This is a genomic window from Bradyrhizobium sp. (assembly GCF_004799405.1).
Taxonomy (GTDB): Bacteria; Pseudomonadota; Alphaproteobacteria; order Rhizobiales; family Xanthobacteraceae; genus Bradyrhizobium.
On sequence record NZ_SSMW01000085.1, the window covers coordinates 75,805 to 98,698 of the forward strand.

19 protein-coding genes are annotated in these 22,894 nt (G+C 64.7%); 8 read left to right on the forward strand and 11 right to left on the reverse strand.

The genetic code is table 11. The features are described 5' to 3' along the window. Positions 1-10: 10 nt before the first annotated feature. On the reverse strand, positions 11-1,621 hold the full coding sequence (gene xseA / locus E7813_RS14100) for an exodeoxyribonuclease VII large subunit (RefSeq protein WP_291574920.1): 1,611 nt from the start codon (positions 1,619-1,621) through the stop codon (positions 11-13). A 147-nt stretch (positions 1,622-1,768) separates the two neighbouring features. On the opposite strand from xseA, the gene E7813_RS14105 reads away from it, so the two are divergent. The 5 genes from E7813_RS14105 (at position 1,769) to purD (ending at position 5,669) form a co-directional block, all read left to right on the forward strand. After that, a complete protein-coding gene (locus E7813_RS14105; protein WP_291574922.1) occupies positions 1,769-2,776 on the forward strand; it encodes an alpha/beta hydrolase in 1,008 nt (335 codons plus the stop codon). Between the two features lie 28 nt (positions 2,777-2,804). Continuing rightward, positions 2,805-3,434 carry a septation protein IspZ gene (locus tag E7813_RS14110; protein WP_291574923.1) on the forward strand — a complete coding sequence of 210 codons (630 nt, stop codon included), beginning with the start codon at positions 2,805-2,807 and terminating at the stop codon, positions 3,432-3,434. Further along, positions 3,431-3,982, forward strand: coding sequence for a hypothetical protein (locus E7813_RS14115; RefSeq protein ID WP_291574924.1), 552 nt, complete (start codon positions 3,431-3,433; stop codon positions 3,980-3,982). The genes E7813_RS14110 and E7813_RS14115 overlap by 4 nt, the downstream gene beginning before the upstream one ends. A gap of 3 nt (positions 3,983-3,985) precedes the next feature. Further along, entirely contained in the window at positions 3,986-4,291 is a 306-nt protein-coding gene (locus tag E7813_RS14120; RefSeq protein ID WP_291574925.1) for a transcriptional regulator, read from the forward strand. 97 nt (positions 4,292-4,388) lie between these two features. Next, positions 4,389-5,669, forward strand: coding sequence for a phosphoribosylamine--glycine ligase (gene purD, locus E7813_RS14125; protein WP_291574926.1), 1,281 nt, complete (start codon positions 4,389-4,391; stop codon positions 5,667-5,669). Between the two features lie 79 nt (positions 5,670-5,748). Here purD and E7813_RS14130 read toward each other — a convergent pair whose 3' ends face one another. Beyond that, a complete protein-coding gene (locus E7813_RS14130) occupies positions 5,749-6,981 on the reverse strand; it encodes an acyl-CoA dehydrogenase family protein (RefSeq protein ID WP_291574927.1) in 1,233 nt (410 codons plus the stop codon). Between the two features lie 160 nt (positions 6,982-7,141). On the opposite strand from E7813_RS14130, the gene E7813_RS14135 reads away from it, so the two are divergent. Continuing rightward, positions 7,142-8,047 (forward strand): alpha/beta hydrolase, encoded by a 906-nt coding sequence (locus tag E7813_RS14135; protein ID WP_291574928.1) that lies wholly within the window; start codon positions 7,142-7,144, stop codon positions 8,045-8,047. Between the two features lie 115 nt (positions 8,048-8,162). On the opposite strand, the gene E7813_RS14140 is transcribed toward E7813_RS14135, so the two are convergent. After that, positions 8,163-8,609, reverse strand: coding sequence for a nucleoside deaminase (locus tag E7813_RS14140; protein WP_291574929.1), 447 nt, complete (start codon positions 8,607-8,609; stop codon positions 8,163-8,165). A gap of 165 nt (positions 8,610-8,774) precedes the next feature. On the opposite strand from E7813_RS14140, the gene E7813_RS14145 reads away from it, so the two are divergent. Together E7813_RS14145 and rsmD are read left to right on the forward strand one after the other, a co-directional pair. Further along, a complete protein-coding gene (locus E7813_RS14145) occupies positions 8,775-10,979 on the forward strand; it encodes a pseudouridine synthase (protein WP_291574930.1) in 2,205 nt (734 codons plus the stop codon). Between the two features lie 202 nt (positions 10,980-11,181). Beyond that, positions 11,182-11,745, forward strand: a complete 564-nt coding sequence (rsmD, locus tag E7813_RS14150) for a 16S rRNA (guanine(966)-N(2))-methyltransferase RsmD (RefSeq protein ID WP_291574931.1) — start codon at positions 11,182-11,184, stop codon at positions 11,743-11,745. A gap of 25 nt (positions 11,746-11,770) precedes the next feature. Here the strand turns inward: rsmD and mutL are convergent, their stop codons facing one another. The 8 genes from mutL to E7813_RS14190 form a co-directional block, all read right to left on the reverse strand. Beyond that, positions 11,771-13,579, reverse strand: a complete 1,809-nt coding sequence (gene mutL, locus E7813_RS14155; RefSeq protein ID WP_291574932.1) for a DNA mismatch repair endonuclease MutL — start codon at positions 13,577-13,579, stop codon at positions 11,771-11,773. A 96-nt stretch (positions 13,580-13,675) separates the two neighbouring features. Next, positions 13,676-14,095, reverse strand: coding sequence for an alternative ribosome rescue aminoacyl-tRNA hydrolase ArfB (arfB, locus tag E7813_RS14160; protein WP_291574933.1), 420 nt, complete (start codon positions 14,093-14,095; stop codon positions 13,676-13,678). A gap of 156 nt (positions 14,096-14,251) precedes the next feature. Next, positions 14,252-15,592 carry a pitrilysin family protein gene (locus E7813_RS14165; protein WP_291574934.1) on the reverse strand — a complete coding sequence of 447 codons (1,341 nt, stop codon included), beginning with the start codon at positions 15,590-15,592 and terminating at the stop codon, positions 14,252-14,254. Between the two features lie 68 nt (positions 15,593-15,660). Further along, positions 15,661-17,052, reverse strand: a complete 1,392-nt coding sequence (locus tag E7813_RS14170) for a pitrilysin family protein (protein WP_291574935.1) — start codon at positions 17,050-17,052, stop codon at positions 15,661-15,663. A 110-nt stretch (positions 17,053-17,162) separates the two neighbouring features. Further along, the gene (locus E7813_RS14175) at positions 17,163-17,879 is read right to left on the reverse strand and encodes a hypothetical protein (RefSeq protein ID WP_291574936.1); all 717 of its coding nucleotides are present in this window, start codon (positions 17,877-17,879) and stop codon (positions 17,163-17,165) included. 77 nt (positions 17,880-17,956) lie between these two features. After that, positions 17,957-18,454 (reverse strand): signal peptidase II, encoded by a 498-nt coding sequence (lspA, locus tag E7813_RS14180; RefSeq protein WP_291574953.1) that lies wholly within the window; start codon positions 18,452-18,454, stop codon positions 17,957-17,959. A 176-nt stretch (positions 18,455-18,630) separates the two neighbouring features. Beyond that, positions 18,631-21,663 carry an isoleucine--tRNA ligase gene (ileS, locus tag E7813_RS14185; protein ID WP_291574937.1) on the reverse strand — a complete coding sequence of 1,011 codons (3,033 nt, stop codon included), beginning with the start codon at positions 21,661-21,663 and terminating at the stop codon, positions 18,631-18,633. Positions 21,664-21,855: 192 nt separating this feature from the next. After that, positions 21,856-22,818, reverse strand: coding sequence for a bifunctional riboflavin kinase/FAD synthetase (locus E7813_RS14190; protein ID WP_291574938.1), 963 nt, complete (start codon positions 22,816-22,818; stop codon positions 21,856-21,858). Between the last annotated feature and the right edge of the window lie 76 nt (positions 22,819-22,894).

Below are 22,894 nucleotides of genomic sequence, written 5' to 3' on the forward strand. Positions count from 1 at the left end.
ACAGACTGCCTTAAAACAAGCTGCCTTGGCCGGCCGGTTTGACGGTGCGCTTGGGCGCGGCGGGTTTTGGTTCGCCGGCTACCGGTTTGGCTGCGTGGACCGCCGCAGCCCGGTCCGCATCCGCGGTGGCCGCGACCCGTCCATCGGCAAATTCCAGGTTGAGCCGCGCGCCGGGTCCGATCGCGGCTGCAGCGCGCACCGCGAACCCCTGCTCATCGCGCACCAGTGCGAAACCGCGCGCGAGAACACCGCGATACGACAGCGCCGCCAGCAATTGGCCGCTGTGTCCCACGCGTGCCTGCTGACGCTGCATCAGGGTCGACAATGCCCGCCGCGCCCGCTCGGCCAGCCGCAGCGCGCATTCGCGGTCGCGCAAAATGGCCTGGCGCTGCGCATTGGCGTTGGAGAGTTTTGAGGTCTTCAGCCTGATCGCAAGTCCGGCGTAGCGGTCCCTGCGATGGCGCAACAGCGCGCCCGCGGCATGCGCCATCCTTTCGCCCGACGCGGTCAGCCGCTGGTTGGCCTGGGCGACCTGCGCCCGCAGCACCCGCAAGGTCAATCGCGCGCCGGCGCTGGCGAAGCGGCGGAAATGGGCGTGGGTGTTGGCCTTCAAGGCGCGGGGCAGCGAACTGGCGGCGCCATCCAGCCGCTGGCGCGGGATCGCCAGCAACTCGCCGGCGGCGGGCAGTGCGCGCGCCGCGGCGCGCAATTCGTTGCGGCGGCCCTCCTGGCCGCGCTGCCAGCATACCAGCACCCGTCTTGCAAAGGTCGAAACCTCGACGAACAATTCGGCCCGCACCGGCACTGCCATTTCCGCGGCGGCCGTAGGCGTCGGCGCGCGCTTGTCGGCGGCAAAATCGATCAGCGTGATGTCGGTCTCGTGACCGACCGCCGAGATTAGCGGGATCATGCTGTCGGCGGCGGCGCGGATCACGATCTCCTCGTTGAACGACCAGAGGTCTTCCAGAGAGCCGCCGCCGCGGGCGACGATCAACAGATCCGGCCGAGGAATTCTGCCGCCCTCGGGTAGCGCATTGAAGCCGCGGATCGCCGCCGCAATCTGTTCGGCCGAACCTTCGCCCTGCACCCGCACCGGCCACACCAGCACGCGGCGCGGAAAACGGTCCTGCAATCGATGCAGGATGTCGCGGATCACAGCGCCGGTCGGCGAGGTGACGACGCCGATCACTTCCGGCAGCCACGGCAAAAGCTGCTTGCGGGCTTCGTCGAACAGCCCTTCGGCAGCAAGCTTGCGCTTGCGCTCTTCCATCAGCGCCATCAGCGCGCCGACCCCGGCGGGCTCGAGCGCCTCGATCACGATCTGGTATTTCGACGAACCGGGGTAGGTCGTGAGCCTGCCGGTGGCGATGACCTCAAGGCCTTCCTGCGGCTTGAACCGCATCCGGCCATGGACGCCCTTCCAGATCACCGCCTCGATCTTGGCGTTCTCGTCCTTGAGCGCGAAGTAACAGTGCCCGGAAGAGTGCGCCCCGCGAAAACCCGAGATCTCGCCGCGCACCCGGACATGCCCGTAGGCGTCCTCCACCGTCCGTTTCAGGGCGGAGGACAGTTCGGACACCGTGAATTCCGGCGCGTTGATCAGGGCTTCGGCTGCGGTCATCTCACTCAATCGAATCGGGCTTTTGAGGCTCGCACGCAAGGTAGGGTTTTCGGCCGTGCCCGCAAATCGGCGCTTGCAAAGCAAAGTACTCTATAGTATAGAGTAATCTATAAAAATAGAATTTCATGGACGAACAGAGGAGTCATCATGGTCGCGACATTAGTGTCAGGCGGCTTCAAGGCCATTGTCTGGGGCCTTGCCGCCAGCGGTTTCATCGCAGTGGTGCTGGCGGGACTGATCGCCTGGCCGGTGCGGCAGCCGCCGGAACTGGCCTCGATTTCGCAGGCCCGCAAATCGGTCGATTTCAGCGCGTTGCCGGTTATCGAGCGATTTCAGGCCCGCGACGGCACCGAACTGGCGTACCGGCACTATCCCGCCGGCAGCCCCGCCACAGGACGGGTGGCCGTTGTGATTCACGGCTCGTCGGGCTCCAGCGGAACCACGATCCACGCATTATCAGGAGCCTTGGCGGCGCATGGCGTCGAAACCTTTGCGGTGGATATTCGCGGCCATGGTGCCTCCGGGACTCGGGGCGATATCGCCTATGTCGGCCAGCTCGAGGACGATCTCGCCGATTTCATCGCGGTGGTCCGCAAGACGGTTCCGACGGCGCCCCTGACGCTGGTGGGACATTCCTCCGGCGGCGGCTTCGCGCTGCGTGTCGCCGCTTCGCCGATTCAAGGATTGTTCGCGCGTACCGTGCTGCTGGCGCCCTATCTCGGCTATGCCGCCCCGACCAACCGGCCGGATTCCGGCGGCTGGGCGAGCGCCGATATTCCGCGCATCCTCGGACTGCTGGCGTTGCGCGCCGTCGGGATCCGTTGCTGCGAGGCGCTGCCGGTGCTGGCGTTCGCGGTGCCGCCGAATTCCGAGAAGGTTCTGGTGCAGACCTATACCGACCGGCTGATGCGCAATTTTGCCAATCATCCGGACTTCCGCCGCGATCTCGCAGGCGCGACCAGGCCGCTTACGATCTTTTCGGGCGCGGATGACGAGTTGATGCTTGCGGGCAATTACGCCGAGGCGGTGCGTGGCGTGAAGCCGTCGGTCGACGTGAAGCTGGTCGCCGGCGTCAATCACATGGGTATCGTGAGCGACCCAGCCGCCATATCCATCATCGCCGCCGACGTCGCCACAGCAGCCCTGAACTCATGACCGATTGCAACAACGCCTGGAGAATCCGATGAGGAACCTGCTTGAAGCCGGCAGGCTGTTGCTTCTCGACATGGCTGCGACGCTGTTTTTCCTGATGCTTTTTCTGCTGACCCATAATGTCGCGTTGTCGGTCGTGCTCGGCATGGCCTTGGGCGCAGCCCAGATCGGCTGGCAACTCGCACGCCGCAAGCCGATCGACACCATGCAGTGGATGAGCCTGTTTCTGGTGCTGGGCGCAGGCACCGTCACGCTGATCACCAACGATCCGCGCTTCGTGATGATCAAGCCGAGCGTGATCTATCTCATCGTCGGCGTCGTGATGCTGAAGCGGGGATGGATGAACCGCTATCTGCCGCCGATCGCGCTCGAACTGGTGCCGGATATCGCGGTCATTTTGGGCTATGCATGGTCGGGTCTGATGTTTTTTTCCGCAGCGCTGAACCTGGTCGTGGCGCTCAATTTCAGCGTGGTGACCTGGTCGGCGACGATGTCGATCTATGGCATCGCCAGCAAGGCCGTGATGTTCCTGATCGGGTACGCCGTCATGCGCACCATTGGCGCTGCGCGCAACCGCCGTCGCTCGACCAGCGTCGCGGCTTCGGCATCGCCTCCTTCAGTGATCGCGGATGACCTGGTCAAAGCAGGGAGTGCATCATGACGTCGATCGATCCCAGGGAAGCCGCCTCGGCGCTGTCCGATATCAACGAGATCGCGCGCCGGGTTCGCCAATCGACGATCTACCATCTGGCCAGCCTTATGCTGATCCTGTGGGGGGCGCTGACCTTCGCGGGCTACCTGGTAACCTGGCTGTCACCGCGCAGCGCGGGCTATGCGTGGGTCGCGGTCTATCTCGCAGGGATCGCAGGATCGATCGCCATCAGCGTGTCCAACCGGCTGCGGACCGGCGTTCGCACGTTGGACTACCGGATGCTCGCCGCGTTCCTGCTGTTCATCGCATTCGGAATGTTCTGCGGCAGGCTCGGGCATTTCGGGCCGCGGCAGATGGGAACGTTCTGGCCGATCTATTTCATGCTGATCTACACCGTCGCCGGCCTGTGGGTCGGGCGTGCGTTCGTGGCGATCGGCCTCGGCATTATCGCGCTAACGCTGGCCGGTTATTTCCTGATCGGCGAGTTCGACCTGTGGATGGCCTTCGTCAACGGCGGTGGGCTGATCCTGGGCGGCCTCTGGATGCGCCGGAGCTGACCGATGGCGGAACTCGACGACATCATCCACCAGCCCTTGCGGCTGAAGATCATGGCGGCACTGAACGCGCTGCCTTCAGGCAATGGGCTGGAATTCTCCCGCCTGAAGAAGTTGACCGACGCCACCGACGGCAATCTCGGCGCGCATATCGAAACGCTGGCGCGGGCCGGTTATGTCGCGGTCGACAAGGCCTTTGTCGGCAAGAAGCCGCAGACCACGGTGACCGCGACGGCGGCGGGGCGCGGCGCCTTCGCCCGCCACGTCGCGACGCTGCAGGAAATCATCGCAGCCTCGGCGCGGCAGCCCTGACGCTGCCGTCATTCCGGAACGAAGAGAATCTTCCTCTTGCGGCGAGAGGGAGACTCATGCGACCGACTTCGGTTCCGCAGACCTCATTGGCTTCCTGATGCATATCCTTCTGCTCGGTTCCGGCGGCCGCGAACACGCGCTGGCATGGAAGATCGCCGCTTCGCCGCTGCTGACGAGGCTGTGGTGCGCCCCGGGTAATGCCGGTATCGCACGGGAAGCCGAATGCGTGGCGCTCGATATCGCCGACCATGCCGCGGTGATCGATTTCTGCAAAATCAACGCGGTGGATTTGGTCGTGGTCGGCCCGGAGACCCCGCTGGCGGCCGGGATCGTCGACGATCTCGCCGCCGCCGGCGTCAAGGCGTTCGGTCCCGGCAAGCAGGCGGCCCGGTTGGAGGGCTCCAAGGGGTTCACCAAGGCGCTCTGTACCGAGTTCGGCATTCCAACCGGCGCCTACGGCCGTTTCACCAACGCCGGCGACGCAATCGCCTATGTCCGCAAGCGGGGCGCACCGATCGTGGTCAAGGCCGATGGGCTCGCCGCCGGCAAGGGTGTCGTCGTAGCGATGACCCCGCGCGAGGCCGAAGACGCCATCGCCATGATGTTCGACGGCGCGTTTGGGGCAGCGGGCGCCGAAGTGGTGATCGAGGAATTTCTGTCGGGCCGCGAGATCAGTTTCTTCGCGCTGTCCGACGGCGAGACCGCAATCGCGCTGGCCTCGGCGCAGGACCACAAGCGCGTGTTCGATCATGACAAGGGGCCGAACACCGGCGGCATGGGCGCCTATTCGCCGACGCCGTTCGTGACGCCGGAAATCCACGGCGAGATCATGGCGAAGATCATCCTTCCTACCGTGGCCGGCATGAAGGCCCGCGGCACGCCGTTTCACGGCGTGCTCTATGCCGGCGTGATGCTGACGGCCGAGGGGCCGAAACTGTTCGAATACAACGTCCGCTTCGGCGATCCGGAATGCCAGGTGCTGATGCTGCGGATGATGTCGGACATCGTGCCGGCATTGCTGGCCTCATGCGACGGGCAGCTGAAGAACTTCGATCTGCGCTGGTTTCCGGAACCAGCCCTCACGGTGGTGATGGCGGCCAGGGGTTATCCCGGCGACTACGCCAGGGGCACCCGCATCGAGGGACTGGATGATGCCGCAGAGGTCGAGGGCGCGGAAATCTTCCACGCCGGCACGATCGCGAAGGACGGGCATATTCTGGCCAACGGCGGCCGCGTGCTCAACGTCTGCGCGTCAGGCAAGACCGTCACCGAGGCGCAGCGGCACGCCTACCAGGCGGTGGATCGGATTCGATGGCCGGAGGGCTTTTGCCGGCGCGACATCGGCTGGCAGGCGGTGGCGCGGGAGAAACAGACGTAACGTTGTGTTTCGTTTCCGTCATTGCGAGCCAACGGGCGGTGCGTTCGCGCGACCCGGTGGCTCCTCGCAATGACCAGAATTACAGCAAATCGCCGCCCGCAGCGCTTGCGGTGGTGCCGTGCTTTCTGAACGCCTTGATGACGTTGCGGCCGACTTTCCATTTGTGCACTTCATCGGGGCCGTCGACCAGCCGCTGCGAGCGGACCTGGGTGTACCATTTGGCCAGGATGGTATCCTGGCTGTAGCCGAGCGCGCCGTGCAGCTGGATCGCGGTGTCGATCACCTTGTGCACCATGTGAGCCAGGTACACCTTGGCGATCGAATTCTCCTGGGTCAGGTCCATGCCTTTTTCCGCCTTGTAGGCGATGTGCAGCAGCATCAGCCGCCCGATGTAGAGCTGACTGGCGCATTCGGCGAGCATGAACTGCACGGCCTGGCGGTCGGCCAGCAGTACCCCGAAGGTCGACCGTTCGGTCACGCGCTTGGTCGCCATGTCGAGCGCGCGCTGGGCCTTGGCGATGTTGTGCATGCCGTGGCGCAGCCGGCCGTAAGCGAGGCGGTGCTGGCCCATGTTGAAGCCGTTGCCTTCGCCGCCGAGCAGATTTTCCGCGGGCACCTTGAGATCCTTGATCTCGATCTCGGAATGGCCGCCGTGGATCTCGTCGTAATGCTCACCCTCGATCGCCATGTTCTTGACGTTGCGCTTGATCCGGTAGCCGGGGTTCGGCAATTCGACGATGAAGGTCGAGAACTGCTTGTGGCGCGGCGCATCGGGATCGGTCTTGGCCATCACCAGCGCCATGTCGGCGACGCTGGCGGATGAGGAAAACCACTTCTCGCCATTTAGGATGTAGTTGGCGTTGCCGTCCTTGTCGGCGCGGGTCTGCATGCCGGTGGCGTCGGCGCCCGAGGCCTTTTCCGTCATCGAAAAGCAAATGCGCTTGTCGCCGTTCAGCAGCGGCTTGAGGAACTTCTCTTTCTGGTAGTCGGTGCCGTGCGCCATGATCGTCATCATCGAGGCGTCGTCCGGCCCTTGGGTGTTCATCGACAGCGCGCCGAGCGAGCTTTCGCCGAGCTCCATCTGCACCAGCGCGTTGGCGAGCGGACCGAGGCCCATGCCGCCATATTCCTTGGGGATGAACGGGCACCATAATCCTTGCGCGCGCGCCTTGGCGCGCAGCTTGGCCAGGACTTCGTCGAACGGCTTGGTGTCCAGTTCCTTCTCCGCGAGGATGCACTCTTCCTGCACCCATTTGCGGACTTTCTCGCGGATCGCCTTGGCCTCGGCCGGGACTTCGAAATCGATCGACATGGCAGGTTTCCTCGCTGTGGTTCTTGTTGGTCGGGCTTGGGGGATGGCATATATCTGCAGCGAGCCAGCGGCAACGACAAACAAAGTTTAAAGCACGAGCCCTCGCCGTTCCCCGGCTTGAAAGGACGGCGTCGGGCTCCGCCGCGAAGGAGTGCAATCCGTGCCCGATCTCGCCGACCTCTATCCCGGCTATGCTTCCAAATGGATCAATACCACTGCGGGACGGATTTTCGCCCGCGTCGGCGGCAAGGGTCCGCCGCTGCTGCTGCTGCACGGTTTTTCGTCGACCCATGTGATGTGGCACAAGGTGGCGCCGCAACTGGCGGACAGGTTCACGCTGATCATCGCCGACCTGCCGGGCTATGGCTGGTCGGACATGCCGGAAAGCGACAGGTATCATACGCCCTACACCAAGCGCGCGATGGCGAAGACGATGGTGGAAGCGATGGAGCAACTCGGCCATGTGCATTTTGCGCTCGCCGGGCATGACCGCGGCGGACGCGTCGCCTATCGGCTTGCGCTCGATCATCCCGGCCGGCTGTCGCGGCTTGCGGTGCTGGATATTCTGCCGACCTACGATTACTGGCAGAAGATGGATCGCCTCTACGCGCTGAAGATTTATCACTGGAGCTTTCTGGCGCAGCCGTTTCCGCTGCCGGAAACGCTGATCGGCGGCAACCCTGAGTTTTTTCTCAGGCAGAAGATGGCGAGCCAGACCAAGTCGAAGAACCTCAGCGCGCTCGATCCGCGCGCGCTGGAGCATTACCTCGCGCCATTCCGCGATCCTTCCCGGGTGCATGCGATGTGCGAGGATTACCGCGCCGGGGCCTATGCCGATTTCGAGATCGACAAGGCGGATCACGATGCGGGCAAGAAGATCACGATCCCGATGCTGGCGCTGTGGGGCGATGCCGGCATCGCCAGCGCCGCGGCCACGCCGCTCGACACCTGGAAGACGTGGGCGACCAATGTCGTGGGCGCACCGGTCAATTCCGGGCATTTCCTGCCCGAGGAAGATCCGGACGGCACGGCGAAGGCGCTGAAGGAATTTTTTGCGGCGGGGTAGGCGAAGAGAGCTCAGCCCTCATCCTGAGGAGCATCGCGAAGCGATGCGTTTCGAAGGAGAGTCTGCGCCATCCTTCGAGACGCCCGCAAGCGCGGGCTCCTCAGGATGAGGAGCTTCAGCGCCTCGCCTTGAAAAATTCCCGCAGCAGCGTCGCCGCCTCGGTTTCGCCGACGGCTGAATAAACCTCCGGTGCGTGATGACAGGTCTTCGATGCGAAGAACCGCACGCCGGAATCCACCGCGCCGCCCTTGGGATCGGCGGCGCCGTAATACAGCCGGCGGATGCGCGCAAACGAGATCGCGGCGGCGCACATCGTGCACGGCTCCAGCGTGACATAGAGGTCGCAATCGACCAGCCGCTCGGTCCCAATGGCCTTGGCGGCCTGCCGGATGGCCAGTATTTCGCAATGCGCGGTCGGGTCGCAGTCGGTGAGGGTGCGGTTGCCGGCGGTCGCGATCACCTCGTAATCTCGCACAATCACGCATCCGATCGGAACTTCGCCCGATTTGCCGGCGTTTTCCGCCGTTTTCAGCGCCAAATCCATGAAGGAAGGGGCAGTCATGCCTCGTATCATCGGAAGAAACCTGCTAGTAGATGCGTCTTCAGCAAAAGTGGATTCCGATTTTGCGTGAGAATGCGCCTTGAGCCAAGAGCGCGCGCGTTATCGCTATGACAGCCCATCCACATCAGCCTGATCGTCATTCCGTCGACACCAGCGAGCCCCTTAATGCCCCGCGATAACGATAAAAACAACGATTCCCGCGGCCGCCGCGATCGGCCATCTGGCGGCAAGGGCCGCTCCGGCGCTGCCCGTGGACCCGAGAAGAAGTTCGCCAAGCGCGGCTTTGAAGGCAAAAGCGACGGCGAGCGGCGCCCTTATGCCGGCAAATCCGACGGTGCCAAGTCTTACGGCAAGAAGCCCTATTCGGGTTCCGGCAAACCGTATGCCGGCAAACGCGAGGGTCCGCCGCCGCGCCGCGATGGCGACGCTCCGCGCCGTGATTATGGTGACGCGCCGCGTCCGCCACGCTTCAACCGGGATGACCGTCCCCGCAGCGACCGGCCGTTTGCCGATCGTCCGTCCCGCGGCGAAGGCGAGAAGCGCGCCTATGCTCCACGCGGTGACCGCCCGAACTTCAACCGCGAAGACCGCGCGCCGCGCTCCGACGGGCGCCCCGCGGGACGATTCCAGGACAAGAAGTTCGGCGACAAGCGACCCTATACGCCGCGTGACGGCGGTGGTGAGAAGCGACCTTACACGCCGCGCGGCGAAGGCTTCCGCAAGGAAGGTGATCGTCCCCGCGGCGATCGGCCTTTCGCCGATCGTCCGCAACGCGATCGGCCCTATGGCGACCGTCCGCAGGGCGATAGGAAGTTCGGCGGCGACAGGAAGTTTTCGCGCGGCGCGCCTGACCGTGGGCCGCGCAAGGATTTCGGCAGCCGTCCCGAACGCGGACCAGATCGCAGCGATTCAAAACCATGGCACAAGCGCGACGCAAGTTCCCCCGACCACGCCGGCCGCAATTCGCGACCGTCGCGCGATGGCGCGAGAAATTTCGACAAGCCGCGCTTCGACAAGCCGCGCTATGACAAACCGCGTGAGGACCGCGGCGGCGATGATCGTCCCCGTTTCTCGCGCCCGCGCGAAGATCGTCCCCAACAAGATCGTCCGCAGGGAGACCGTCCGTTCCGTGAACGGTCAACGTTCGAGCGGACGCGCGAAAGCAGCGACCGTCCGAAATTCGAACGTCCCCGCGAGGATCGCCATTCGTGGCAGGAGCATCCGCGCAGCACCTCGCGGGACGAACGCCCGCGCCGCGACAACGAGGACGATGCCAAGGTTTTCGCCAAGCGTCCGGCGTTCGGCGGCCGCGGCGCCTATCGCGAACGCCAGCCCGACGAGCGCCGTCCGCCGCGGCCTCCACGCGAAAAGAAATCCGGCGAACGCATCGCCAAGGTGGTGTCGCGGGCAGGGCTGGCCTCGCGCCGCGATGCCGAGCAATGGATCGTGCAGGGCCGCGTCACGGTCAACGGCCGCGTAATCAATTCGCCGGCGCTCGATGTCACCGCCAACGACGTCATATCGGTCGACGGCAAGCCGTTGCCGCCGCGCGAGCGCACGCGCCTGTTCATGTTCCACAAGCCGCGCGGGTTGATGACCACCCATGCCGACCCGGAAGGGCGGCCGACGGTGTTCGACAACTTGCCGGAAGGCCTGCCGCGGCTGATCTCGATCGGCCGGCTCGATTTCAACACCGAGGGCCTGTTGCTGCTGACCAATGACGGGGGCCTGGCGCGCGCGCTCGAATTGCCCGACACCGGCTGGCTGCGGCGCTATCGCGTCCGCGCCCATGGCGAAGTCACGCAGGCGCAGCTCGATGAACTGAAAAAGGGCGTCGAGGTCGACGGCGTCAAATATGGCCCGATCGACGCCACGCTGGAGCGCGACCAGGGTGCCAATGTCTGGCTGGTATTTGCGATCCGCGAGGGCAAGAACCGCGAAGTCCGCAACGTGATGGCGCATCTCGGTCTTGAGGTGAACCGGCTGATCCGGGTGTCCTATGGTCCGTTTCAATTGGGCGAACTCGCCGAAGGCGAGGTCGAGGAGGTCAAGACCCGCGTGCTGCGCGAGCAACTCGGCGAAAAGATTGCCTTGCTGGCGGGCGCGGATTTCAACCGGCCGATGCAGGGCGAGACTCAGGAAAAATCCGGGGATGAAGAGGCCGCCGCGCCGGACGGCAAAAAGCCGTTCAAGCCGGCCGGCAAGAGCGGCCTGATTGCCGACCGCAAGGGCCGCCGCATCCTGGTTCAGCGCACCGGCAGCGACGAAGCCCGCGCGCGCAACGAAGCCGAGGCCAACGGCTACGGCCCGCCGCGTCGCCCGCAGCGCGGCTATCACGGCAAGCGCGACCTGAAGCCGCGGGACGAGTAAGAGACTTCGCGATGGATTCATCGTGTACACGATCAATCTTCCTTTTCCCTCCCCCCTTGTGGGGGAGGGTTAGGGAGGGGGGTGTTTCACGAGAGGTCGGTGGGTGTGGCACCCCCTTCCCCAACCCTTCAGAGCGAGCTTTGCTCGTCTCGACCCCACAAGGGGGAAGGGAGCGCACCTTCCTATTCGTGTGTTCTCGATAATGCGCGTCGTCGGCGGACGATTGAAGGGCCGCAACCTGGCTTCGCCGACGTCGCGCGACATCCGTCCCACCGCCGATCGCCTGCGCGAGTCGCTGTTCAATATCCTGGTCCACGCCTATGACGATCCCATCGTCGAGGCGCGCGTGCTCGACCTGTTCGCCGGCACCGGGGCGCTCGGCATCGAGGCAGTTTCGCGCGGGGCGGCGTTTGCGCTGTTCGTCGACAACGGCGCCGAGGCGCGTGCGCTGTTGCGCAATAATGTCGAGGCGCTGGGCCTGGGCGGGGTCACCAAGGTCTACCGCCGCGACGCCACCCATCTCGGTCCGGCGCACCCCGTCGAGCCGTTCTCGCTGGTGTTTCTCGATCCGCCCTATCGGATGAAACTCGCCGAGAAATCGCTGGCCTCGTTGCGCGACGGCGGCTGGCTGACATCAGGCGCGTTGCTGGTGGTGGAAGAACACAAGGCTGCGGAATTTGTGGCGCCGGAGGGTTTTGAGGAACTGGAGCGGCGCGTCTATGACGACACAGAGTTTGTGTTCTTGCGGGTGATTGCGCCACTCTAGCTCGTCATGCCCGAAGCGCGTCGTCTTATCTCCGCCCGAACAGCTTCTCGATATCTGCCAGCTTCAATTCCACGTAGGTCGGCCGGCCGTGGTTGCACTGGCCGGAGTTCGGCGTGTCTTCCATCTCGCGGAGCAGCGCGTTCATTTCTTCCGGCTTGAGGATGCGCCCGGCGCGGACCGAGCCGTGGCAGGCCATGGTGGCGGCGACATGCATCAAACGCCGCTCCAGCGGCAATGCCTCGTCCCATTCCGCCATGTGCTCGGCGAGATCGCGCAACAGCGACGCGGCGTCGGTCTTGCCGAGCAGCGACGGCATCTCGCGCACCGCCACCGCACCGGGGCCGAAGGATTCGATGGCGAGCCCGAACGAGGCCAGTTCTTCGGCCCGCGCCATCAGCCGCTCTACCGTTGCTTCATCGAGTTCGACGATCTCGGGAATCAACAGCATCTGCCGCTGCACGCCATTGCGCGCCAGCGAAGCCTTCAGTCTCTCGTAGACGATACGCTCATGCGCGGCGTGCTGGTCGACCACGATCAATCCGTCGCGGGTCTGCGAGACGATATAGGTCTGGTGAATTTGCGTCCGTGCAGCACCCAGCGGACGATCGAGCAGGTCCGCCGAGGGTGTTTCCTGAAAACGCACATCGGCGGTCGGCGCGCCGACGTCGAACGCGGCCTGACCAGGTTCGGCAAACGCCGTCGCCGCCGAGCCATCGAATGACGATAACGGTCCGGCAGGATAGGCCGGTGAGCGCCGCCAATCCCAATTGCCGCGCGGGGCGAATGACGGGCGGAACGAGGCAATGGCAGCACCGTCGCTATTGGCCGCGGTGCGCTTGCCTTCGCGGGCAAGACCCTCTTTCAACGCATGCACGATCAGCGCCCGGACCAGGCCCGCATTGCGGAAGCGCACCTCGGTCTTGGCCGGATGCACGTTGGCATCGACGCCTTCCGGATCGAGCGTGACGAACAGCGCCACCACCGGATGGCGGTCGCGCGGCAGATAGTCGGAGTAGGCCGCGCGCACCGCGCCGAGAATCAATTTGTCGCGCACGGGTCGGCCGTTGACGAACAGGTATTGCCCGAGCGCATTGGCGCGGGTCAGCGAGGGTGCGGCAGCAAAACCCTCGACCACCACGCCCTCGCGCTCGGCGCGGACTTCGATCGCGCTGGCGCGAAAGTCTGCGCCCAAGATGTCGCCGAGCCGAGTCAGCCGGCCGGCGGCGCCGGGCAACGCGGCGGCCCAGGTGACCGGCGCGCGTTCCTCGCCGGCCAGCGTGAAGGCAACTTCCGGCCGCGCCATCGCAAGCCGGCGCACCACCTCACGGATCGCTTCGGCCTCGGTGCGGTCGGTCTTGAGGAATTTCAGGCGCGCCGGCGTCGCATAGAAGAGATCGCTGACCTCGACGCGGGTGCCCTGGCTCAGCGCCGCCGGCATGATGCCGGATTTCTCGCCGCCTTCGACCGACAGCGACCAGGCATGCGGCTCGCCGGCGTGGCGGGTGGTGATGCCGAGTTTCGCCACCGCGCCGATCGAGGGCAGCGCCTCGCCGCGAAACCCCAGCGTGCGAATTCGCAACAGGTCCTCGTCGTCGAGCTTGGACGTGGCATGGCGATCCACCGCCAGCGCAAGATCGTCGCAGGTCATGCCGCCGCCATCGTCGGTGATGCCGATCCGGCGCCGCCCGCCGCCGTCGGTGAAGATATCGATCCGGCTGGCGCCGGCATCGATGGCGTTTTCCACCAGTTCCTTGACCACGCTCGCCGGACGCTCGACCACTTCGCCGGCGGCGATGCGGTTGACGACCTGTTCGGGGAGCTGGCGGACCGGCATTGGATTGGAGACTCGCTGGTGTGGAAGCGCAATTTAGAGGCTTTTGCCGGCGGGCGGGAGGGCAGCTTCCGACCTCTCCCCGTTGTTCACGTCGCCTCAATCGTCATAACCGCCCGAACCGCGCCGGGCCTTGATGTCGCCTCGGCGCTTTTTGCCTTCGAGCCGGCGCTTTTTCGAGGCCAGCGTCGGTCTTGTGGCGCGGCGGGGCGTCGGGCGCGTCGCCGCTTCGCGCAGCAATTCGAGCAGCCGGTCCAGCGCGTCGGCACGGTTGCGCTCCTGGGTGCGGAAACGCTGCGCATGGATCACGATCACGCCGTCCTTGGTCATGCGGCTTCCCGCCAGCCGGCCGAGCCGCGCCGCGACGTCGGCCGCCAGCACGACGCGCCTGGTGTCGAAGCGCAGTTGCGCGGCGGTCGAAAGCTTGTTGACGTTCTGCCCGCCCGGGCCGGAGGCGCGGACGAAACTGATCTCGATGTCATTCTCGTCGATCGTGAGGTCGCGGGAGATCCGCAGCATGGGTCACCGGAAGAGGCGCAAGAACGTCATCCTGAGGTGCGAGCCACTTGGCGAGCCTCGAAGGGTGACGGGATGTGTAGCACATCCTTCGAGACGCGCGCGAAGGGCGCGCCCTCAGGATGACGACCGTGGTTGTGGAAAAGCTGGAAAGGTGCCTCAGTTCGCCGTGGGCGCGGGCGGCGTCGCGGCGGCGGGCTGGACGGCCGCTTGCGGGGCGCGGCCGACGATCACGGTGATAAGGCCTTGCCCCCATAGCCGCCTGGCGGCGTTCTTCGCATCGTCGAGGGTCACGGCGTCGACGATGGCGTTGCGCTTCTCGATGTAATCGATGGGAAGCTTGTCGAGCTGGTATTGCAGCAGCGCCGAGGCGAGCTTCGATGACGTATCCAGCGCCAGCATCTGCGAGCCCTTGAGATAGGACTTGGCTTCGTCCAGTTCCTGCTGGGTCGGGCCGTCCTCGGCGATGCGGCGGACTTCCTTGTCGATGGCCTCGACGGTTTCGCCGGCGCGGTCGGCGCGGGTCCCGGTATTGCCGACGAACAACGCGGAGTGGTCCATCCACAGCAGCGCTTCATAGATCGAATAAGCCAGACCGCGTTTCTCGCGGACTTCGTGATAGAGCCGGGATGACAACCCGCTGCCGCCCAGGATCTGGTTCAGCACGTAACCGGCCATGAAATCCGGGTCGTGGCGCCGGATGCCGGGGCCGCCGAACGTCACCACGGTCTGCGGCACATCGAGCGGAATAAACGCGCGCTGCGGCGGTTTGGCGGCCTCGACGTCGGCGACCGGCGTGAGGCTGGCCTTTTCGGGCAAGCCTCCGAAGGTACGGTCGAGCAGTTTGCCGAGCGTGGTTGCGTCGACATCGCCGACCACGGCGATCCGCAGCGTATCCTTGGCCAGCACGCGGCGGACGTAGTCCTTGAGATCGGCGACATTGATCGTCGGAACGCTCTCCAGGGTACCGTTGGCTGACCGGCCGTAGGGATGATCGCCAAAGGCGACTTGCAGGAATTTGCGTCCGGCAAGCGCGCTCGGATTGGAGCTGTCGGTGCGCAAACCGGACATGAGCTGGGTGCGAATGCGTTCGACATCGGTGCTCTCGAAGCGCGGCGATGTCAGCGACGTCCGGAGCAGGTCGAACGCCTCGTCCTTGTTGTCCCTGAGCATGCGCAGCGAGCCGCGGAAATGGTCTCGCGTCGAACTGAAGCTCAATTCGATGGCGCGGCGATCGAGACGCTCGTGGAACGTCTTGGAATCGAGGTCGCCCGAACCTTCATCGAGCAGATCGGCAACCATATTGCCGACGCCGGGTTTGTCGGCGGGGTCCTGGGTCGCGCCGCCGCCGAAGGCATACTCCATCGCAATCAGCGGAACGGTAGCGTCCTGCACGAACCAGGCTTCGATCCCGCCGGGTGAAACCAGACGCTGGATTTTCGTCGCGGCGTCGGAAGGCGTCGACGCCAGCGCCATCAGCGCCAGGCAGGCAGCGAACATCGACGCCAGGCGCGGCGCGCCAGCGTTGAGAAAAGGCCTGGAGCCATTCTTGCGATTGCGGTGACACATCACGAACGCTTCTCCTCGCGTTTCGGCGTGGTATCCTTGATCAAATAGCCGGTCACCGAGCGTTTCTTGTCGAGCCATTTTTGCGCGGCTTCGCGGACCTGTTCGGCGGTGACGGCGCGGATCCGGTCCGGCCAGGTTCTGATGTCATCGATGCCGAGGCCGGTGGTGAGTGCCGTGCCATACCAGCGCGCCAGCGTCGCCTGGTTGTCCTGGGCGTAGATCGCCCCGGCGATGAGCTGGGTCTTGACGCGCTCGAGATCCTCCGCGCGCACGGTATTTTGTCCGATATCCGATATCACGCCGTCGACGACCTGCTCGATTTGCGCGAACTCGACGCCGGGTTTCGGCTCTACCGAGATCACGAACTGCGTCGGGTCGAGCGAACTGCTCTGGTATCCGGCGCTGGCGTTTACCGCGAGCGGCCGGTCGATCACCAGCGCGCGATACAGATAGGAATTGCTGCCGCTGCCCATCAATTGCGCGAGCACGTCGAGTGCCGGGCTTTCCCCGGCGGCGGCCGTGGCGGCGGACGGAACCAGATAATAGCGCCGCATGCCGGGTTGCTCCACCCTGGCGTCGGCCAGCGTGACGGTGCGGGAGGCGGCCGGCGTCGGCTCCTGCGGACGAAGGCGCTGCGCGGAGATCGCCGGCTGCGCCGCGACTTGGCCGAAGGTCTGCTCGGCCATCTGGCGGACCTCACCGGCGTCGACGTCGCCGGCGATTACCAGCGTCGCGTTGTTCGGGGCATAGAAGCGCCTGTAGAACGCCAGCGCGTCTTCGCGGTTGAGCTTCTCGATTTCCTGGTGCCAGCCGATCACCGGGCGGCCATAGGGATGATTGAGATACAGCGCCGCCATGATCTGCTCGGTCAGCCGTGCTTCCGGACTGTTGGCGGTCCTCATGTTGTATTCTTCAAGCACGACATCGCGCTCCGACAGCACGTTTTCGTCCTTTAGAACGAGGCCGGTCATGCGATCGGCCTCGAAATCCATCATGCTGGCGAGCTGCTCGCGCGGCACGCGCTCGAAATAGCCGGTGTAGTCGTAGGAGGTAAACGCGTTTTCCTCGCCGCCGATCTTGCGGACGATCTTGGAAAATTCACCGAATGGATGTTTGCTGGTTCCCTTGAACATCAGGTGTTCGAGGAAGTGCGCGAGCCCCGATTTGCCGGGCGTCTCGTCGGCGGAGCCAACCTTGTACCAGACCATCTGCGTGACGACGGGAGTCCGGTGATCCGGAATCACCACGACGTGCAGGCCGTTGGAAAGCGTAAACTCGGCCGGACGCTGCGAAGTGACGGTGGTCTGGGCGCAAACGCTGCTTGCGGAGGTCGCCAACGTCAGCAGGATCGGGGCGGCGAGAGCTACGGCGAAGCGGGCTGGGGACATCATGACCTGTCTGGCGCGCATGCCGGTTGAACAGTAGCGCTTCGGCGTGACACCGCGGCATCGTACACCGCGGGGCTGTTCGAGAGCGTCACGAAGCTGAGAGACGGACGAAACTATTCGACCGGCTGGCCGGAAGCCGGATCGTATTTCTTGTTGTTCAGCGATTCCTTCGGCCCGGTGCCGTAGGCGAAATTCGGTGACGGGGTCTGGTATCCGGCCGGCGGCTGGGTGAGCGACTCGCGGGTCGGCTCACCCTTGAACGGCGCCGACTCCGATGCGTTGCCATGGAAGAAGGAGGTGACTTTGCCGTCAAAACCGAGCTGCGACGGGCTGAGGAGCGGATTGTTGGAAACGCCAGGCTCGACCGGATCGTTGTTGGTGCGCGCGGGAGCCGAAGTCCGGCCAGCGTTGAGTTCGCTCGGCGACAGCGGCCGGGCGGCTTCGATCGGATCCTTGTTTTCTTTCTTTCGGCGCGCAATCGCGGCTTTGCGCCGCGCTTCATCGGGGTCTTTCGGCCAGTTCGCAATCTTCGGTTCGGCCGACGCGTTGACGGGCGGCGGCAGATCGATCCTGGGAGGCACCACCAGCGGAGACCGCTCGCGATAATCGATGCCGGGGTTTTCCATCGTGGTGCCGCCGAGGCCGGTCATGATTTTCCCGATGATCTTCTCCTCGAACGTCCGGTCGTCATCCTCATCGTCCTGGGCGCGCGCGGCGCCGGCCGCCATTACCAGGCCGATACCCAGGGCGACGACGGCGAGCCGTACGCTGCGCGTCAGCGCGCTCGACGCATTCAATTCCATCCAGCCACCGGCTTTGGTCTCGCGCATCGTGCTGTTCCCGTTCAAATTTTCCGCGAGGGGCCGCCGCTTGGGGCGAAACCCCACGAGGGTCGTATCCGCCGGGATCAGGGCGCTTTTGCGGCGGGTACCCCTAGGAAGGAATCATACAACAGGGCCGCTACCCCGGCAACAATCGCCACGTCGGCAAGGTTAAACACGTACCAATTGTAGGTATTTTCGCCGATCTGGAGGTGGAACAGGGCGAAATCGACCACCGCGCCATAGGCAAAGCGGTCGATGGCATTGCCAACGGCGCCGCCGATGATCAGGCCGAGCCCGACGGTGGCCAGCAGGGTTCGCGACCAGGCCATCCAGACCGCCAGCACGATCACTGCGGCCGCCTTGACGGCCATCAGGACGATCTGGGCGACCGGGCTGTCGTTCTGAAACCAGCCGAAGCTGATCCCGGGATTCAAGGCCAGCACCAGGTCGAAGAACGGCGTGACCCGCACCGCGCCGCGGTGGCCGATGTCGAGCACCCGCAGCAGCCAGAGTTTCGAGAGCTGGTCGAGCACAAGCACGGCCAGAGCGGCGATCACGCCGGGACGCAAACGAGGGTTCATGGCGCGCCGGCCGATCCAGGACACGCCGTCGTCCCGGCGGACGCCGGGACCTCCAGCGTGAGCGCAATAGCGTTCATCGCGCCGCCGTGCCGTTGCAGTTTTGAAAGCTGTTCGCTCATCGTTCTTGTCTATCCCGGACGTGGTTATGGGTCCCCGCCTTCGCGGGGACGACAATCTTAGACCGTTACTCCCAGCGCTTTCCATTCGCGCAGCGCCTGCGCGTCGCGCGGCGACACGTCGGGGTACTCGGGATCGCTGCCGACATCGCCGGAAATTTTCCACGATCGCGCGCACTTGGTGCCGACGGCTTTTTCGACCACGACGGCGACGCCGGGCACCTCGTTCAGCCGGAAGGCGCCGGCCGGAGCTTCCTCGTTAGTCGCCATCGCATTCGAGGTGATGCAGACCTCGGCCAGGTCGACATCGAACAGCGTGTCGAAAATCTTCCTGTCCGCGACGTAGACCAGCGGCGAGGCTTCCAGCGACGAGCCGATCCGCTTGGCGGCGCGCTCGACTTCCAGCGCGCCGGTGACGACGCGGCGGACATTGCGGATAATCTCCCATTTCGCAGCCAGCGCGTCGTCGCGGAAATTGTCGAACCCTTCCGGAAACAATGTCAGATGCACCGAGGGCTCTGCGTCCGGCCGGTACATCCGCCACGCTTCATCCGCGGTGAACGAAAGCACCGGCGCCAGCCATTTCAGGATCGCGTCGCACATCCTGTCGATGGCGGTGAGCGCGGCTTTGCGCGCCGGCGATGACGGCGGATCGCAATACAGCGTGTCCTTTCGGATATCGAAATAGAGCGCCGACAGTTCGGTGTTCATGAACGCCGAAAGACTCGCAACCACGGTCTTGTAGTCGAACTCGGCATAGGCCTTGCGCACGATCGTGGCGTGGCCTGCGAGCTGATGCAGCATCAGCCGCTCTAGTTCCGGCATCGCGGCGAACGCGATCGCGTCCTGCGGCCTGAAGTGATGCAGCGTGCCGAGCATCCAGCGGATCGAGTTGCGCAGCTTGCGGTAGGTCTCGATGGTGTTCTTGAGGATTTCCGGGCCGATGCGCTGGTCGTCGGCGTAATCGGTCGCGCAGACCCATAGCCGCAGGATATCGGCGCCGGATTGCGCGATGACCTTTTGCGGCTCGACGGTGTTGCCGATCGACTTCGACATCTTGCGGCCGTTCTCATCGAGCGTGAAGCCGTGGGTCAGCACCACGTCGAACGGCGCGCGGCCGCGGGTGCCGCAGCTTTCCAAAAGCGACGACTGGAACCAGCCGCGGTGCTGGTCGGAACCCTCCAGATACATCACGGTGTCGTCGCCGCCATCGACCTTGCGCTTGATGCCGGCGAGGCCCGGAAAGTGCGCGGGGTCTTCCAGCACGAACGCATGCGTCGATCCTGAATCGAACCAGACGTCGCAGATATCGTCGACCTTCTTCCATTCCTCGTTGCCGCGCGCCCCGAGAAACCGCGCGCGGGCGCCGTCCATGTACCAGGCGTCGGCGCCTTCTTTTTCGAAGGCATCCGCGATGCGCTTGTTGACGGCTTCGTCCTGCAGGATTTCGGCGGAGCCGTCGCCCTTCTCGCGCACGAACACCGCGATTGGCACGCCCCAGGCGCGCTGGCGCGAGATCACCCAATCGGGCTTAGAGTCGATCATGCCGTTGATACGGTTCTCGCCGGATTCCGGCACCCACTGGGTGATGGAGATCGCATGCAGCGCGCGGTCGCGCAGGGTGTCGCCGGGCTTGGCACTGCCGTGATCGGCAATATCCTTGTCCATCGCGATGAACCATTGCGGCGTGTTGCGGAAGATCACCGGCTTCTTGGAGCGCCACGAATGCGGGTATTGATGCTTGAGCCGGCCGCGCGCCAATAGCATGCCGGCCTCGATCAAGGCCTTGATCACGGCCTCGTTGGCGTCGCCCTTTTCGCCCTTGTCGTTGATGACGCGTTTTCCGGTGAAGCCCGGCGCCTGATCGGTGAAGGCGCCGTTCTCGTCGACGGTGTAGGGGATGATGGTATTGATGCCATGCGACTCCAGTTCGCGCGCATTCGCCATCCAGACGTCGAAGTCCTCGCGGCCGTGACCCGGCGCGGTGTGGACGAAGCCGGTACCGGTGTCGTCGGTGACGTGGTCGCCTTCGAGTAAAGGCACCCTGAATTCATAACCGCCGGAATAGCCCGCGAGCGGATGCGCACATTCCATGGTGGCGAGTACGGCCGCCGGCACCGCGCCGACTTTTTCATAGGCCGTCACCCGCGCCTGCTTGAACACCGCTTCGGCCAGCGTGTCGGCCAGGATCAGGAGATCGCCGGTTTTTGCCCAATTGTCCGCGGGCGACTCGGTGACGCGATAAAGACCGTAGGCAATCTTCGGCGAAAAGCTGATGGCGCGGTTGCCCGGCAGCGTCCAGGGCGTCGTCGTCCAGATCACGATGCTTGCATCGCTCACAGCCTGAACGATCGCCGCCGAAGAGTCTTTTCCGGATGCGAGTTCGACTTGCGCAACCGGAAACTTCACCCACACCGTATCGCTCGTGTAATCCTCGTACTCGACCTCGGCTTCCGCCAACGCGGTCTTTTCCACCACGCTCCACATCACCGGCTTGGAGCCGCGATAGAGCGTGCCGTTGGCGGCGAATTTCATCAGCTCGCGCGCGATCTGGGCCTCGGCGAAATAATCCATGGTGGCGTAGGGATGGTCCCAGTCGCCGATGATGCCGAGCCGCTTGAATTCCTCGCGCTGCACGTCGAGCCAGTGCCCGGCATAGGCGCGGCATTCCTTCCGGAACGCGACCATCGCCGCGGAATCCCTGAAATCCGGCTTTGGCTTGCCCTTGGAGCGGTAGTTCTCTTCCTCGATCTTCCATTCGATCGGCAGGCCATGGCAGTCCCAGCCCGGCACGTAGTTGGAATCGAAGCCAAGCATCTGCTGGCTCTTGGTCACCACGTCCTTGAGGATCTTGTTGAGCGCGTGGCCGATATGGATGTTGCCGTTGGCGTAAGGCGGCCCGTCATGCAGCACGAATTTGGCGCGGCCCTTTGCGTTCTCGCGCAAGCGATCGTAGAGGCCGATCTCGTTCCAGCGCTTGAGGATTTCCGGCTCACGCTGCGGCAGGCCGGCGCGCATCGGAAATTCCGTCTGCGGCAGGAACAGGGTTTTGGAATAGTCGGTAACGTCGGACTTTTGCGGCTTCTCGGACATGAATGCTCTGGTTTTGCTCGAAGGGCGCTGAAACGCGATTCAATCGCGGATGAATTAGGAGAACCCGGTCTTGCGCTGAGCTGAAACTCAGGCGGAAGCCGGGCCACTAATGCTGATGGTGCGCCGCGCGAACATGCGGCATTCCTTAGCAGTCAACCGGGAAAATCGCAAAGCCCCGCCGGGCAGGGGACGTCATCCCAATTTCGGAAACGCCCCGGGCGCGGCGGCGAGCGCCGCGCGGGCCCTTGCGCTGTCGTCGTCCATCTGGCGCACCAGCGCCTCGACACCGTCGAATTTCAGCTCGTCGCGGATGAAAGCGATGAAAGCCACATCCAGCGCCGCCCCATAGAGGTCGCCGTTGAAATCGAACAGGAAGACCTCCAATAGCGGCGCGCCATTGTCGAAGGTGGGACGGCGGCCGAAGCTGGCGACGCCGTCGAAACGCTGGGCGCCGCGGCCGACCCGCACCGCGTAGATACCGTGCTTGAGGCCGCAATTCCTGTCGAGGCGGATGTTGGCGGTCGGATAGCCGAGATCGCGGCCGCGTTTCTCGCCGTGGATCACCTGGCCTGTGACGAACCAGGGACCGCCGAGCATGGCGGTGGTGTCCGCGATCTGCCCTTCCGCCAAGGCCATGCGGATCGCGCTGGAGGAAACCGGCCGTTCGTCGATGTCGATATGGGGCTGCACGTCGACCTCGATACCGAGCCGCGGCGCTTCGCCGACCAGCAGGCTTGGCGAGCCCACGCGCCCCTTGCCGAAGTGAAAGTCGTAGCCGACCGCGATACCGCTGATTCCGAGCCGCTCGACCAGGTCATGGTGAATGAAATCCTGCGCGGTGGTCCCGGCGCGGGTCTTGTCGAAGGCCATCACGACCGCGCCGGCCAGTCCGGTTCCGGCCAGTAGCCGTAGCTTTCCGGCTTCGTCGGTGAGCCGGAACTGGGGGGTGTTGGGGCTGAAGAAGCTGCGCGGATGCGGCTCGAACGTCAGCGCCAGCGCCGGCCGGCCATGGACCTGTGCCATCTGGAGGGCGGCGGCAATAACGGCGCGGTGGCCGAGATGGACGCCATCGAAATTGCCCATCGCAATGACCGCTCCCTTGGGGATATCGGCCGCCGGCGTGGTGTCGCGGATAACGGTAAAACCAGGCGTCATTTGTGGAATCTTCGGCAAGGTCGGGTGGGGCGGGACCGTGACGTGGTGGCCCGGATGGAGTCAAGCGGGCCCGGCG

Coding starts and splice junctions, on each gene's coding strand:
- ileS (WP_291574937.1), bottom strand. CDS start 21,663: ATGTCCGAGAAGCCGCAAAAGTCCGACGTTACCGACTATTCCAAAACC.
- E7813_RS14145 (WP_291574930.1), top strand. CDS start 8,775: ATGCCCCGCGATAACGATAAAAACAACGATTCCCGCGGCCGCCGCGAT.
- E7813_RS14120 (WP_291574925.1), top strand. CDS start 3,986: ATGGCGGAACTCGACGACATCATCCACCAGCCCTTGCGGCTGAAGATC.
- lspA (WP_291574953.1), bottom strand. CDS start 18,454: ATGAACCCTCGTTTGCGTCCCGGCGTGATCGCCGCTCTGGCCGTGCTT.
- rsmD (WP_291574931.1), top strand. CDS start 11,182: ATGCGCGTCGTCGGCGGACGATTGAAGGGCCGCAACCTGGCTTCGCCG.
- E7813_RS14165 (WP_291574934.1), bottom strand. CDS start 15,592: ATGTTCGCTGCCTGCCTGGCGCTGATGGCGCTGGCGTCGACGCCTTCC.
- mutL (WP_291574932.1), bottom strand. CDS start 13,579: ATGCCGGTCCGCCAGCTCCCCGAACAGGTCGTCAACCGCATCGCCGCC.
- E7813_RS14105 (WP_291574922.1), top strand. CDS start 1,769: ATGGTCGCGACATTAGTGTCAGGCGGCTTCAAGGCCATTGTCTGGGGC.
- E7813_RS14190 (WP_291574938.1), bottom strand. CDS start 22,818: ATGACGCCTGGTTTTACCGTTATCCGCGACACCACGCCGGCGGCCGAT.
- arfB (WP_291574933.1), bottom strand. CDS start 14,095: ATGCTGCGGATCTCCCGCGACCTCACGATCGACGAGAATGACATCGAG.
- xseA (WP_291574920.1), bottom strand. CDS start 1,621: ATGACCGCAGCCGAAGCCCTGATCAACGCGCCGGAATTCACGGTGTCC.
- E7813_RS14140 (WP_291574929.1), bottom strand. CDS start 8,609: ATGACTGCCCCTTCCTTCATGGATTTGGCGCTGAAAACGGCGGAAAAC.
- E7813_RS14175 (WP_291574936.1), bottom strand. CDS start 17,879: ATGCGCGAGACCAAAGCCGGTGGCTGGATGGAATTGAATGCGTCGAGC.
- E7813_RS14170 (WP_291574935.1), bottom strand. CDS start 17,052: ATGATGTCCCCAGCCCGCTTCGCCGTAGCTCTCGCCGCCCCGATCCTG.
- purD (WP_291574926.1), top strand. CDS start 4,389: ATGCATATCCTTCTGCTCGGTTCCGGCGGCCGCGAACACGCGCTGGCA.
- E7813_RS14110 (WP_291574923.1), top strand. CDS start 2,805: ATGAGGAACCTGCTTGAAGCCGGCAGGCTGTTGCTTCTCGACATGGCT.
- E7813_RS14130 (WP_291574927.1), bottom strand. CDS start 6,981: ATGTCGATCGATTTCGAAGTCCCGGCCGAGGCCAAGGCGATCCGCGAG.
- E7813_RS14115 (WP_291574924.1), top strand. CDS start 3,431: ATGACGTCGATCGATCCCAGGGAAGCCGCCTCGGCGCTGTCCGATATC.